Source organism: Vibrio alginolyticus NBRC 15630 = ATCC 17749 (assembly GCF_000354175.2).
GTDB lineage: Bacteria > Pseudomonadota > Gammaproteobacteria > Enterobacterales > Vibrionaceae > Vibrio > Vibrio alginolyticus.
On record NC_022349.1, the window covers coordinates 1,286,053 to 1,300,012 of the forward strand.

The window sequence follows — 13,960 nt, forward strand, 5'->3', positions numbered from 1 at the left end:
CTCTAAGTAGCTCTATTCTCTCGCAAGCCCCGCTATATATATGGTTTCCCGCGAGACACTCTAAGAACTCTCCCCACTAAATTTCAGTACACAAAAACTGAAAAAAAACTGATCGAAAAAGCTCGCAGGCGGGTGAGGAGAGTGCGGATTTTGTCATCCGCTCAGTCTGTCCCGTGAGTTCATAACCGTTCATCGCCATATGACTTGTAGCTTTAGTTTGAGACCAACATAAAAAAACGCAGCCGTATGGCTGCGTTGGTTGTGTGAAAATCAAGTTCTTTATGTGTGCTAATATGCCTTAAACTTGCTTTCATCATCACCTTGTCCTACGGACTGCATTTCAGAGCAGCTCCATAGCAGCTCGAATTGGTTCAGATCTTCGTCGTCTTCGGGAAGAACAATGGTTGAATCTTGAATAACTAGCTTCACGCAACTTGATTGTTTAGTTGGGATACAGTGGTAAAGCTCAGCAACTTTTTTATCATCTTCGACTCCCCCAAGCACAAGCGTTGAAGCGTCTAGAATGAGACACTGGCAAGGTACAAAGTCCGGCAATGCCCCAAACTTAGTTTCTAGATTATTCAATAACTCCGTATCTAAACTATCTCTCTTCAAGCAACCAACGATAGCAAACTGGTAATTTTTCGATTTTCTAACCACCTTACCAGAGAGCCAAGGTTTGTGGTCTTCGTTGACAATTTCTACCCACCAATTCCAGTCCTCAAACATTTTATAGATCTTCTTATTTTGAGTGCTTTTTTTAAAAACGAGACACAAACCCACCACTACAAATACTGCAGCTACTAGAGTACTGATTGTCATCCCCTTACCCCTAATTAATGGTTCTTTAAATACAAAAATAGGAAAGAGAATAACAATAATTTCAAACAGTTATTATTCTTAATGGAGTATTCCAGCGAATCTCCCTACAAAATGGTTATTTTGTCTATCAAAAACATGGCATAAGAAGGTAATAAGCCTAATTAATATATGGATAACAATTGTTAAGCTATCAACATTAAAGTCCAAGTGGGTTATCCCCCACCCGTTGGGCAACTAGCTTGTTTGTGTTATCGGTTCGAGTCTTCCCTTCAATTTCATACTATCCTCCCCATGGCCAACAATATCATTCGCTTGGACTGGTGTTTTGGTGCTTGCTCGTCCTGGTGCTACACCGCTGTGTGTATGCGTTGCTAAAGTGTCGGCCAATTCTTTAACCACCTGCATTAGCTCCGATAAAAGAATCAACACATTCTCTTGCTTAGAGCCTATCCAAGTCTTAGGTGATTGAAGCCATTGGTGCTCAGCGGCAATACTTCGGCGAAATTTTCCGATGGTCTCAATCAGTTCGCCAGCGGTAGCCGTTTGCATGTTACCCAAGCTTCCTAACACCAGATCATCTCCTGACAACAAATTAATAGCGCCAAGCGCTTCAATGAGCTTCTTACCATTCACTTCTTCAGTGCTGTGCTCATTTACAAAAAGCTGATGCTGGCCAAACTCACCTTTATACCGTTCAAATTGGTCTAACTTACCAAACGCTCTCTGATTTTGAGTTTGGTCAGTCTGCAGTGTTGTATTTCCTGCGGCATCGACTCGATAACTCACTTCTTCACGTTGCTGTTGTAGTTGTTCACCAGGCTCTATTGAGGGAAGCGCATATTCACGTCCATAAACGCCACGTATGATGGGTCTATCGCTTCGACCATAAGCGAAAGCAATTTCAACCAATGTCCCTTCTAATGGATACGCTAACAATCCGGACTCATGTCCGCTCATGTTAACTGGCAGTGGAATCGAGCGATAAACCGGTACGTTACTATCTGGTTGCAAATTCTCATCTAGAACTTGCACATCAACAGAGAGTCTTGGCCGAAATGGGTCAGATACTTTACCCGCCGTCGCACTGTCTCTGACCATTTCGACTCGCCCGAACTTTGGCAAGTGAAAGCCAGCTGCTAATTCAGGAAAATGCTGTAGTGTTTCTCGCTTTTTAGGTATGACTTCAGACTGTTCAGCTTTCCAATACGCCGTCATATCATCCTGTATTAAGTCAACCCGATTGACTCGCTTACCATTCACAACCCGACCTGGTCTAAGCATAGGAAACGGAACAAAGGTGACACTGTTACCATTTTGACGACTCGTAAACTCTTCAGGTAGTGGCATTGGTTTGTCGTTGAAATGGCTATCTTGATAGGAGCCAAAATAAACTACCTGGTCAGTATGTTGAAACCAAACACAGTCAGGAATAGAAAAAGCCTTAGCGACCTGATCTAAACATTGATAACCCGTTCCCTGGCAAACAAAGTTTGGGATCGCGGTCTTCATGTATTCTTCATTGGGTAGATTAAACTCGAGACCAGTAAGGTGAGAGAGCGCATCAATAACTTGCTCGGCATTTGGATGCTCTAAACTGAGAGACCAACGTTTACTCAAAATACCTGTCAGTTCTTTTACTGTGATTTTTTGGTAGCCATTGACTGTAGATTGGATTTTATCAACATAGCCCTCAAACCAAGGCGACGTTTTGTTTTCATATCCAATATCAAAACGCACCGGCTCGAATAATTTCAAGGGTTGTGTAGCTTCAATTTCAAAGATGGCCACACTACCCAAAGAAAGCTTTAAGCTCACCATGTTACTTGCCAATTTGACTTCTTCGCCGCTTATATACAAGCGCTTCTCTAACTTCATTGAGTCGCCTCCTCTGCGGTGATGAGTGCCTGTTTCAACCGAGTGTTCTCTCGCTGCTCTGGCTTGCTTTGCGCTTTAATCCGCTGCTCTTTTTGCTCGGCGACACTGTTGTACTCCCGAAGCTCAAAAGATACATTCCAAGCCTGTAGAGTTTCATGTTCTCTTGCTTGAATACGTCCAGTGAACTTCACATTGCGAATTTTAAGTGCGAGCGCAATGTCATTGCCGATTCGATAAATACGCCTAGCATTCGACTCATCTTTATCTGAAGCAAACGCATAAAGTTGGGTCAGTGTTTCTATACGAATGAATGGAACACGACCACTAAAGGTAAGCTTTTTGCCTTTGTCACCTTGCTCTGCCACCTCGGTACCAGAAGACTGCCCACTCATGTCCTGGTCTTTAAACTCCATAGACATTTCAACGGTCATCGAGTCTAAGTTAATTGGCACACCATCTAGAGCTAGCATAATAGCTCCTCAAAAAACGTCATAGGTTCATAGCTAAGCAATAAGCTTGCTAATGTAAATTGATGATTGTTGGGCGCTCCCGCTTGATTCAACCGTGTCGCTATACTTTCCGCATTGCCCTCCACGGAGAACGCATAGATACTTCCTTTCAAGTTCTTCAGGGCGTTGAGCTGAGCCTTGATTTCTTCCATCTTTTTATTGCGTTTTGCTGCTAATAACTGCAACTTGTCAATTACGTGATGGTCATCGTCTGCTAATGACTCTAGCGTAGCTACTTGGGCACCTTGCCAATGTAAAGCATCATGTAATGGGTTAGCGTTGAGTAAAGCCATCGGCTTAAAGCGTGGTAGAGCGAGCGCTGCAGGTTGATGGAACTTATCAACGTCATTGGTATTTAAAGCATGACTTTGCCTAGCTACTTGGCACCATTCAGGCATTGGAAGCAATGATGTAAGCTCAATGAGCTGCCGAGAAAATTGATTCAATTGAGAGGCCGTTACCATTATCGCAATTCCGTGAAGATGGCCGTTTGGTCGGTACCTATCAGCGTAATCCCGCAGCTTATAAGATAACGTTTTAATTGCAGTACTAGGATTGAGGTAACACCCCGAGTCCAAACGGGTCCCCACTTGAAACTGATATGGCGACACTGTAAGTACGGTTCCTGAGACAAGTAAGGATTGAAGTTCACTACGCAGCTTAAGCAAAGCGCTCGCCTCTTCACTTAAAGAGTGACGCCCGTAATTGGCGTCACTTGTATGGTTGGTTAACCGGTTAATCGCTTCATTCATTACGGCGCCGACTGCGTCTGTCACTGACTCAGCCTTGGTTTGAATGTTCTGCGAGTAACTTGGCCAGTTTAATTGGGATAAGTGCCAAGTCATAAGCGGCCTTCAATTGTCATGGATTTCTCCGTAGGGCGTTGTGGTCGAATGGCCATCGTTACTACACCATCCTTTACATAGTCGCGCAGCGCTCTCCGGTAGCTTCTCCAAACTGAAGCAGTTAGCGTAGAACGAGGATCGGAGTCTTCATGTAATGTGACTTGTCTATCCACATAAACCATTTCATGTGCCACCCATTGATTTTCTGCTTCAGCAAAAATGGATGGCTCTTCTTGACCAGGAACTGCATCTGGATATGTCCATATGCCATTTGATTGTAAGACAGCAGGCAACTTTTCGGGTGGTGAAGGGATCTCTATCCATCCATGCGGAGGGGTACCTCCGACAACTTGAAAGCACCCTGTTCCCACTAATCCATATATTTGCTCTTTATCCATGCCTTACACCTTAACGCCCACAATCTTTCTCAAATAATGCTCACCTGAATAGGCGGTCACACCATCGTATTTTAGAGAAGTACCACCTCTAACCGATTGAACTTCCTTACATGTCAAGGTAAACCCGTACTTGCCATCACTCTGCAAGATGACATAAAACTGGCCCAGCTCCATTGCTAATTGCACATCAACAATCGCGCTAAGACTTAGCCCTGACGCCGCTGCATAACCACCTTCGGCTGTCACTATCAAGAAGTCGAAGTTTGTAATAGGCTCTGACGTTTTTAGCTTCGTATTACCTGGCGCTCTTCCATTCCACAAAATTGACCGCTTTGTATTTGATTTACTACTGAGTGCTTCTTGTAAACCTCTAATAGTAGAAATCGCTTGAGTGCCCGTATGATTAGCTCGGTTCTTTAAATGTGCGTCTGTTTGGTTTTTCGTAGCTTGAGTGGCAACTCCATCGAGCTTTTTCTTATCTGCTGCCGTCATTACCCCTGCATGAGATGCCGTCACCGCACTTAAAACAGCATCTTTACCTGTAGAACTCTTGATCGTTTGAGTTGTGGCATTGCGAGATGCCGTCAAGTTAGTTGCGATATTCGCTTGCGCTCCAGCTTGTATGCCATCCAGCTTCTTCTTGTCTGCTGCGGTCATAACCCCGGCGCTAGATGTTGTTGCGGCACTTAAAGTGGCATCTTTACCCGTAGAGCTATTAACCGTTTGAGAATTGGCGTTGCGAGACACGCTCAAGTTAGTTGCTACATTGACTTGAGCCCCACTCTGAATCCCGTCTAATTTTTTCTTATCGCTTGCACTCATCCAACCGGAGGCTGTTTTAGTGGCATTCTTAACATTCTTGTTGATGTATGACGCGACAGACTGAAAGACTCGTTTTGCACTCCATAGGCTACGGTGTTCATCCTCACCAGCTTCAGCTTGTTGCTGAGTGATAACATCCCACACACGCCAATCAGTAACATTGCCATGGGAGTCAATGCCAGCAAGTCGAGCGATGTAATGCTGTTGACCGTTTTCATCAACGTAATTACTGAGTTCTGTTTTTGAGCTTCTTACTGTCGCTATGTTTTCCCAACGAGAGAGTGCGCTGCCTTGACGTACCACATCTAAGTACAAGCCGCAGGGAACGCCATCACTGACCACCACCTCTTTTTTTGAGAGCTCAACACGTAACCCTGAGACATAAACAACTCCGGGACTAACAACAAATGTGTTTGACTTTCCTTTAGCGACAACCGAGCAGCCACGTACAAAGGCCGAACCGCCATAATGGTCAAGGTTCACCAAACGTAAATCATCATCAATGCCCATTAAGCGCGCATGAAAATCTATCTGCCAAGTTCTTGGATCAACATGAATATTTGCTATCGCTGCAGCGCCACTGTATTCCTGCGCGACGGACTTAATAGTGGTCATGTTTTCTTCTTTAGTTTCCGTGTTCTTATACACGATCAAGCCACAGGAGTTCTCAACATGCTTGTCATGGAGGTAAATCGCATTGAACTTAAAACTCGGTGTGGTTGACTGAAGAATGACGGAATACACCAACGTATTACTATTAAGTCGCGCAGCCTGGTCCACTTTTTGACGATGCACGATATACGCTTCACTAGGCAAACCTAGGGCACGGTCAATCGGTGATTCAGCGTCCAAGTTAGGAATATGAGCAAACACAAACTCGTTCATGTCTGTCGTACTACCCGCTGTAATTTTATCCACTAAATAGCGCTCAAACTGAGCAGGGATAATGGTTTGGCTCATACTGTATTATTCCTCTAGTTTTGCACTAAATAGCTGCTGACTTTGGCTGAAACAGGCCGTACGAATGTGCACCTGAATGGGATAAACAACTTCAAATCGATATCGACGGCAAGTTCTCCCATACTGCTCTATGAGCACTTGAACCAACTTGCTGTTTTGCGAGATATCGCCATCACTTAGCTCAATAGTACAAACGTCCCACTGAACTTCGCTTTGACGCTCTTTGAACTTAACGATGCCAATGCCTAGCCTTTCAAAAATCCGCTTGAAGCCCGCTACGCTACCTGCGTCTTTGGCGTTCACTTCTGCGTATTTCACTCGCTTTCGAAATAGTGAAAGTGGCTCACTCTCAAACCTTTTGATATCTCTATCCCATGCCATTAATTCCAATGCTTTTTCGTTACAGGTCAACGCATCCATTTGGCGAAGCGGAAATAGCAGACTGCTCCAAACTATCTGGAAGAATGAAAAAACGCCTTTAGATAAAAAGTGAGGTTCTTTGACTTCATCCGCCGTCGTTCTTCCGTCCTGCCACCATGGGATCACTATTTCTGGTAAGCGAGGGGAATGTCGGCTTTGGTCGTAATTTCGAGACTCAGACATCCACGAGTTCCTTAACTGTGAGTGATTTCAAGCGAGGCTGTTCTAGCTTGCTGATAATGTCTTTTTGGACTTTTCCGTCTACGGTAAACCTTACCGATTCAACTTCCGTCATGTTGGTATGTATCTCAGTACCAAGCAAAGATAAGCTAAAACGATGCTCAGGTTTCGCGCGTGTCATTTCTGGGTAAGCTGCTGTTTCTCGAAAAGCCGCTCTAATCCTCGCTTCCACTTCAAGAAGTTCATTCACTTTGGTGGTACTGTCTAAGTTCTCAGCTAAGACGACATCCGCCGTGATCTCATGTTTCGTATCGGGAATGGCTTTACAGGTAAGTACATCACCGTGACCGTGATGCCCTTTAGACATTATGTGCTCATTTAGCTGTTCAAGAACGGTTAGCGGGGTTGGTCCCACTTCCATCAAAATCAATGCTTCTGCTGAACCAGGGGTTATGTCCCCTGTATTTCTAAAATAGATGTTATCACTTCGGATCCCCGCTACGCTGGCGATGATAGAGCGATACACATCATCGATGTGCCATTCACCAGAACTAGTAAAGGCATTTTGAATACGAAGCGCTAACTCTTCATCAGTCTCTGCGTCAGCACCGAGTACAGAGAGCCAGTCAGGTTCATTCACCGCATCAACAATGCCCGGTATCGCTTCAGGAATAATGTTGAAATACCCCGCCGGCAAGTTAAATGCGGAGCCCGCTTCAAGTGCTTCGACAAGCACCTTACCCTTTAAGTGACCAGCCTCGATGATTCCAGGCTCAGTAACTTGAACTTTATACATAACGCCATCTATAGGTAGCGTTTGAATAACCGCCCCTTTCTCAATCGTCACCGCATCAGCAGCATTTGCTTTAGTTAGTGTGATGTAGCCTTGTGCTCTTTGAGCTACTTTCGGCGCGATATTGTGCTCCCATGCTTTTAGGTCCAGAGCCCAACGCTCAGCGGTTGCCACGAACATATTGGGCATAACGTGCTGAGCCAATAGATGTCTAATCAGCCAAACACATGGCGTGACCACTGCAGCGCGAACCCAACGCCAAAACGGTGACATTTCGGAGTCATTCGAAACCTTGCTACCAGCCCCCACGACTTCTTGTTTTAGTTTGGTTTCAAAGTCCTTTTCGGTAACTGGCACACCCGATTCACTTAGTACCTGAACAAAATCCGTACTTGGTCGTTTACTCATGCTTTCACCTCAAGTTCCCCATATTCATAAGCCTTAGCGGTTAAGGTGATATCACCAGTTTCTGTTTCTCTTGCTGTCGCTGAACCCGGTACCACTCTTACATCTCTCTCAGCAAGTTGCTCAATTTGCACCATTACATCAGCGCGTAACGCTGGGTTTCTTTCTGCAACCAATTGGCGAGCCAATCCTGATTCCATGATCGCGTGCTTAATGTCCTGCGCGATGCTGTATAAATCACTGCACTCTTTAGGTTGTTGGCCTGCGTCCATATCCCAGCCACCCTCGACCACTTTGATATCGTTGTAGCGCTTGCGTTCTGTTAAGTCGTTACCCCACATTGAGCTCATCCCACTCGGCTAATTGGTCTGGTGTTATTCCGTTAGGGGCAGTGATATACACGTCGCCAAAAGAGCTAACTCGACTAGCATCACTGTGATTGGTTGTTTTCATATTGTTCACCACTTGAGGAGGCAATCGTGGCTCGTTGCTCTTCCCTTTATATTCGATAAACGGTTGAGGCGATTGAGTATCTAGATTTGGAGCTTCAACATTGATGCTTGGCTGAGAAATAACCTGGCTTTCTGCAATTTTGAACGGCGCCATTTGCTCTGGCTTATATCCATAAACGTCTTGGTTCGTCGCTATCGCAGACTCGTAACTCATTTGAGGTTTAAGTAGTTCTAATTGCTTAACTTCTGACGCATCACCCGGAGCTAGGTTCTGTGATATAGGAGTACTGTGTTCAGCTTGGACGGCCGTTGTCATCTCTGGCGTTTCAATTTGGCTCCCCAGTTCAATATCAACACCTGGGATCATATTGAGTAAATCAACGAGTCCTTCGATAGCATAAGCAATAACATCAAACCAAGCCGTATCTTTAAACGCGGAGGTTAAGTCGTCCCACCAATAGATTGCCGCAGCAATACCACCTATAAGCAGCGCTATACCAGCGACAACCCAAGTTAACGGGTTGGCCCAAAGCGCGGCGTTAAACAGCCATGCAGCAGCAGTACTCGCCAGCGTACTAGTACGCAGTAGTTTCATGATGCTATTTAAACTCGTCATGGTAACCGTCCAACCAGCAGACATCATTTGCCCGATACCCATGGCAAGCGACAATGTTGCAATCACCCCGCCAAGAGACAGGCCTGCGATAGCGACATAGCCAAGAATTTCAGCAAGCCAAGGAAATTGGTCCGTCCAACCAACAATCACCATTAAGCCGTCAGCCATGGTGCCTACAACCGAATTGATTGAAGGAAGAATCGCACCAAATACCGCAGCACGAACCGCAAACCATGCCGCTTCTAACCGTTCCCACTGATCTGTCATGGTGCTGGCCATTTGCTCAGCCTTCGACATTCCCTCGATTTGACCAAGTTGGTCAATACTGCCTGCGAGTCCTTCGGTATCAGCCATTAATAACTTAATCATGCTAACGGCTTCTTCTGAGCCGAATGCCTTTTTCAAATCAGCCGCTTCAGCAACACTTAAGGTGTCACCATATTTACCTTTCAATTGTTCAAGAATATCTAGCATAGGCAGCATCTGACCTTGGCTATCGGTAAACGACAAATTGAGCTTATCTTGAGCGTTGGCCACACCCGCTAAGAATGCTTTGTATTTGGTACCCGCTTCGCTGCCACTCATGGTTGATTGAAGAGTGCCTAAAATCGCCATCTGCTCTTCGATAGCAACTCCTGCACTGGTCGCATTCGCTCCGATGCTAGTAAAAGCACTACTCATGCCTGCGCCTGTAGTCTTAAACATTTCAACAGACTGCGCGGTCATGCCGGCAATTTGTTTGGACCAAATACCAACCCCAATTTCATCAGCTTGATTTTTGAAAACACCATACATGGTGCCCATATAATCCGTAATAGTTGCTGTATCAGCCTTAGTCGCAGCAGCTAAAACGGCAGAGCTTTTGGTGATGTCAGAAAGGCTGCCTCCATCAATATCACCAAATGCTGACTTGATATCATATGAGGCGCCGACAATATCTGTTGCGGATTTCCCGTACTCTGCCGATGTCCAAAGTGCGGTCTTTGAAAGCTTCGTGAGATCCTCATCCAGAACCCCTAACGACTTCACTTCGCCTAGCTTTCTATCCATTTCAATCGCTGGCATCAGCGCATTTTGAATAGCAAAGCCCGTGGCAACTAAACCCGCACCACCTGCCGCCATGTTTTGCATGCCTTGCTTACCAGCATCCATCGAAGCTTGTACTTCTTTAGTAATCCCCTGCAGCGGCTTGGTGACTTGATCAACCAACGCTATGTGCATCAACAGTTTTTCCATGCTCATCGCGTAATACTCACTCGCTCTTTATGTCTGTTAATGACTAAACAGTCGGCTGATAGCACTCATTACTGCTCTTTCTTCGCGTTCGAACTGGTGTTTGTCCAGCCAGATAGCGCGACTTAAACTTCTTTCATCGTCTGGCTCACTCGGCAAAAAATGACGACGAAGGGCAAAGGCTTGTTCCAAAGGATTGTCTTCAATCCGCTTTGCCCTATCTGTTATTTTTTTAGTGTGATTTCGATACCACCTTTAGAAGCGTTACTTACCGTGGCATAAAGCTCGATAGTTAAGCCAGGAACGCTATCAAGTAACTCAGTGAGCTCATCTTTTTGCTCTGGGTTCACGGTACGCGTTAAGTACGTATAGGCAGGCGCGACTTTGTTGTTAGGCATCATGTCATTGGTATAGTTATTTGCATCCTGTACCGTTGGCGTAAATACGAAGTCAGTGCCACCGATAGCGACTACGACAGGTTTTGATGTGAAGGTAGGTTTAGTCATTTTTACTTCTCTTCTTGTTTTCGTGCTTAGCACGCCATTGCAAATAATCTTCAATCTGGTTATCACACTCAGTCAGTGCGTTTTTCAGTTTGGGAATGTCGTCGGTAACCACTTCCGGCCATGTCCCTTGAACTTGTGGTTTTGAACAGGGCACCAACATTCCAGCAGGTGGCAATTTCATGAACACCTGCATTGCGACGGTTTCAGTAGGGGTCGCGCAGGCGGTCAGTAACAGTGGCAGGGATATGGCACTGAACGTTTGCCAGCTCTGTTTTAAGTGCTGCCAGGTCTGCATTGAGTTTTTCCTTTGCTGCTATGTGTTGCCGTTGCCGCTGAACTAACATGTTGTTAGCTTGCTCACTTTCACCCTTCAAAAATTCAATGGTGGTTAAGTTGATTTGGTTGTCTGCTTCTGCCTTGGTGAGCTTTTCACTTAATGTGGTTTTCTCTGCTTTGACGGTATGAAGCTGCAGCTTCAGCACCGCGATGGTCGTCACCAACACCGCAATACCAATCCACTTAATCCATTTCCATGCAGCGATCACGTTCTAATCCTCTTCGAGTGACGAGTCCTTTAAGCACAACGCCCTGACTCTTTACCCACTCCGTAATGTGACCGCAGGCTTTGGGATAATTGCCATATTTGATTGCTTCGTAAATCCGAGTGTCAGAGCCGTCCTTATTTTTGCGAAACTTGGTACACCCGAAGTTGAAAACAAAGCTGGTAAATGCGTCAAATTGACCCGTGCTCATTTGCGCTCCTGAAATCCTTTCTGCATTGGTCACACATCGTTCGGCCGATTGAATGTTTTTCACCCAGTCGATCGCGACTTGCTCCAATGTGATTGGCGTATCTGGCACACCATGAGTATTCCCAATTCCATTCGTAGGAATACCTCCCGGACAAACGTAAGGGTTCTGCCGGCATCCCTCTGCATCACCAATCAACTTCAGTCCTTTAGGGGTGATGCGCAGCGTTCCTAAGTCTCGTTCCGATACCACAACTTGCCCAATGGGCTGCGTCAATTCTGGTCCATAAACAGCCGTACCACCTGTTACCAAGCCGATCACAGCGACTACAGAACAAATGATGCGCTTAGTCAGTTTCACTCAGTGCTACTCCTTTTTCGCTAGCAATACGTTGCATTGCTCGCTTGTGCCAATAGTTCAATCCCAGTGCTGCAAGGCCAATCACTAGTGATAAAATGAAATACCACTGTTCAAATGTCAGCTTGCTGAAAGTCATTCCTGCCAATGACACAAGGTAAGCAACTCCACTGGTTAATTTGTCGAACCAATCTTTCATATCGTTACTCCAAATTAGCCTGGCAAGGGGCGCAAAACCGGCACCCCGCTATAGCTATCTGACGCCCTTCAGGGATAGGGTCACCACACTCAAGACATTCTTTTGCACTCTCTCGTTCGCTTGTCTTCATAGACTGTTTAAGCTGGTTTGCGATTGCCATTTCAGTAAACTTGGTTTCGTTACTACTAGCATGGTCGATAAAGTCAGGCATTCGTTCTCTCTCTGATAGGCTTAAAGCAAACCGCGGGTATCATCATTACTTAGGTATGAGATGCCATTAATGCGAACAAAGTGAGGGCTCGTCACAAAGCCTTTAAGCTTGCGCTTGGTTTTATCACTGCTGTTTGGATCAACACTAAGTAAATCTGAGATTTGAAGCTTCACACCAAACAACTCTACTTTGTCTTCATCATCGCCAGTATTTGCATAGAACATACAGTCGTGTGGCTTAATACCGCGCCAACTGCCAGCTTCGCGAGCTTTTTGTTGAAGCTTACGGAAGTTGTTCAAGTCCAGCTCATACTCAACATCACAACTCACAGCTCCATGAGTAAATCCAGTGGGAATGCCGCGCTCTTTATCAACAGCAGACTCATCATTGATGGTTGCTGTAGCCGACTCCACATGAACCAAAATCCCCAGCATGTTTATGTCGAAGCTTCGCCCTGTATAACGAGAATTCATTGTTTACTCCCCTAGTCGTTGATTGAGCATGATGCCGATGGTGATCTTCACTGGGCACTCGTAAGGTGTCACAGCGAGTAGAATTTCAACTTCTTCACTATTAACCCATGTAATGGTGATGTCATCGTCTTGAGGTGGTTTGATTTCACCAGGGAACTCGTAATCACCGATTTTTTTCACTACCGCCATTTCACGGAGGTCTTGAGTGAAATACAGCTTTGCGCTGGCTTCACTGCCTGGTGTGGAATTGAACTCTCGATCAGCAATTCGTGCGATTGCTCGTACCCGTACTTTACGTGCTGCTTTCATGGCAACGCGAATGTGACGAATATCTTGATAATCACCACCAGGGACATCTAGCGTACGTCCAGTTGTCCAATATTGCCCCGGATAGTCCGGATACCACATCGGTACAGCGATTCGAGAAGCTTCTAGTGCTTTAAGTGTTGCTAGCTCTAATGGCTTTCCATCCTTATCTTTTGCTAATGCCATACTGCCGAGAATGCTGCCTGTTTTTACTCGTGCCGGTGAGTCAGCAATAGATACTTCTTGATTGGCCAACCGACCTGCATAAATGCCAACTGTAGAGTTTCCTTCGTGTACTTGTGGCACTACGGTGATGTATTCACTTGCAATGTTCTTTGGCACATTCACCGTTTGCGCTAACCACTCAGCCCATGTTTCACCGTCCTCGGAATCATTAATTCCTGGTAAGGAACAGATCATGAAAACTTCTCGTCCAAGCTTGGCTTTAAGTTCATGCCGAAATGCGACTGCATCTTCAAGAGTGGACGCTCCAGTATTTGGCTTATCCAACACAACAGCTTCAAAGCTTGATGTCTCATTGGCTTTAAAAACCGCAGCCTGCCAACTATCTGATGGGTTTAAAACGATCACACCGGCAGTCCAGTTCTGTTTCCCATTTAACTGAGCAGCTTTTAGCGTGAGCATGTGTACAGGGTCGATGTTATCGAACGTGCTGTCTGAAAAATCCGTGGTGTTATCCACCATAATTAGGTTGCGCTCTGTTCCTGCAACTGTGCCGTACACAACAAACAGAAAGTGAAATTCAACGCCCGGGATCGGTCCGCGCATCATGTTCAGAATGTTAATAATGACGGTAGGCCATGCCAT

19 protein-coding genes are annotated in these 13,960 nt (G+C 45.6%); all 19 read right to left on the bottom strand.

The features are described 5' to 3' along the window. Positions 1-288: 288 nt before the first annotated feature. Positions 289-822: a hypothetical protein gene (locus N646_RS05700; protein ID WP_017821190.1), complete on the bottom strand. Its 534-nt coding sequence runs from the start codon at positions 820-822 to the stop codon at positions 289-291. 234 nt (positions 823-1,056) lie between these two features. Next, positions 1,057-2,697, bottom strand: coding sequence for a hypothetical protein (locus N646_RS05705; RefSeq protein ID WP_017821189.1), 1,641 nt, complete (start codon positions 2,695-2,697; stop codon positions 1,057-1,059). After that, positions 2,694-3,167: a baseplate complex protein gene (locus N646_RS05710; RefSeq protein WP_017821188.1), complete on the bottom strand. Its 474-nt coding sequence runs from the start codon at positions 3,165-3,167 to the stop codon at positions 2,694-2,696. Before N646_RS05710 ends, N646_RS05705 begins: the two co-directional genes overlap by 4 nt. Next, positions 3,161-4,051: a hypothetical protein gene (locus N646_RS05715; RefSeq protein ID WP_017821187.1), complete on the bottom strand. Its 891-nt coding sequence runs from the start codon at positions 4,049-4,051 to the stop codon at positions 3,161-3,163. Before N646_RS05715 ends, N646_RS05710 begins: the two co-directional genes overlap by 7 nt. Beyond that, on the bottom strand, positions 4,048-4,449 hold the full coding sequence (locus N646_RS05720; RefSeq protein WP_017821186.1) for a hypothetical protein: 402 nt from the start codon (positions 4,447-4,449) through the stop codon (positions 4,048-4,050). Before N646_RS05720 ends, N646_RS05715 begins: the two co-directional genes overlap by 4 nt. A 3-nt stretch (positions 4,450-4,452) precedes the next feature. Beyond that, positions 4,453-6,231, bottom strand: coding sequence for a phage tail-collar fiber domain-containing protein (locus N646_RS23280; protein WP_017821185.1), 1,779 nt, complete (start codon positions 6,229-6,231; stop codon positions 4,453-4,455). A gap of 6 nt (positions 6,232-6,237) precedes the next feature. Further along, on the bottom strand, positions 6,238-6,834 hold the full coding sequence (locus tag N646_RS05730) for a phage tail protein (protein ID WP_017635434.1): 597 nt from the start codon (positions 6,832-6,834) through the stop codon (positions 6,238-6,240). After that, positions 6,827-8,032: a baseplate J/gp47 family protein gene (locus tag N646_RS05735; RefSeq protein WP_017821184.1), complete on the bottom strand. Its 1,206-nt coding sequence runs from the start codon at positions 8,030-8,032 to the stop codon at positions 6,827-6,829. Before N646_RS05735 ends, N646_RS05730 begins: the two co-directional genes overlap by 8 nt. Continuing rightward, the gene (locus N646_RS05740; protein WP_017821183.1) at positions 8,029-8,370 is read right to left on the bottom strand and encodes a DUF2590 family protein; all 342 of its coding nucleotides are present in this window, start codon (positions 8,368-8,370) and stop codon (positions 8,029-8,031) included. Before N646_RS05740 ends, N646_RS05735 begins: the two co-directional genes overlap by 4 nt. Beyond that, positions 8,360-10,339: a phage tail tape measure protein gene (locus N646_RS05745; protein WP_017821182.1), complete on the bottom strand. Its 1,980-nt coding sequence runs from the start codon at positions 10,337-10,339 to the stop codon at positions 8,360-8,362. Before N646_RS05745 ends, N646_RS05740 begins: the two co-directional genes overlap by 11 nt. 30 nt (positions 10,340-10,369) lie before the next feature. Then, complete coding sequence (locus N646_RS24955; protein ID WP_017821181.1) at positions 10,370-10,522, bottom strand: DUF6890 family protein; 153 nt, start codon at positions 10,520-10,522, stop codon at positions 10,370-10,372. A 32-nt stretch (positions 10,523-10,554) separates the two neighbouring features. Then, positions 10,555-10,836 (bottom strand): putative phage tail assembly chaperone, encoded by a 282-nt coding sequence (locus N646_RS05750; RefSeq protein ID WP_017821180.1) that lies wholly within the window; start codon positions 10,834-10,836, stop codon positions 10,555-10,557. Next, positions 10,829-11,017, bottom strand: coding sequence for an Rz1-like lysis system protein LysC (gene lysC / locus N646_RS05755; RefSeq protein ID WP_017635439.1), 189 nt, complete (start codon positions 11,015-11,017; stop codon positions 10,829-10,831). Before lysC ends, N646_RS05750 begins: the two co-directional genes overlap by 8 nt. 22 nt (positions 11,018-11,039) lie before the next feature. Further along, positions 11,040-11,381, bottom strand: coding sequence for a hypothetical protein (locus N646_RS23285; RefSeq protein ID WP_017821178.1), 342 nt, complete (start codon positions 11,379-11,381; stop codon positions 11,040-11,042). Further along, positions 11,356-11,946 carry a lysozyme gene (locus tag N646_RS05760; RefSeq protein WP_017821177.1) on the bottom strand — a complete coding sequence of 197 codons (591 nt, stop codon included), beginning with the start codon at positions 11,944-11,946 and terminating at the stop codon, positions 11,356-11,358. The genes N646_RS23285 and N646_RS05760 overlap by 26 nt, the downstream gene beginning before the upstream one ends. Then, on the bottom strand, positions 11,933-12,142 hold the full coding sequence (locus tag N646_RS05765; protein ID WP_017635442.1) for a phage holin family protein: 210 nt from the start codon (positions 12,140-12,142) through the stop codon (positions 11,933-11,935). The genes N646_RS05760 and N646_RS05765 overlap by 14 nt, the downstream gene beginning before the upstream one ends. A 4-nt stretch (positions 12,143-12,146) precedes the next feature. After that, on the bottom strand, positions 12,147-12,353 hold the full coding sequence (locus tag N646_RS05770; RefSeq protein ID WP_017821176.1) for a TraR/DksA C4-type zinc finger protein: 207 nt from the start codon (positions 12,351-12,353) through the stop codon (positions 12,147-12,149). 20 nt (positions 12,354-12,373) lie between these two features. Next, positions 12,374-12,826 (bottom strand): phage protein, encoded by a 453-nt coding sequence (locus N646_RS05775; protein WP_017821175.1) that lies wholly within the window; start codon positions 12,824-12,826, stop codon positions 12,374-12,376. A 3-nt stretch (positions 12,827-12,829) separates the two neighbouring features. Next, entirely contained in the window at positions 12,830-13,960 is a 1,131-nt protein-coding gene (locus N646_RS05780; RefSeq protein ID WP_017821174.1) for a DUF2586 domain-containing protein, read from the bottom strand.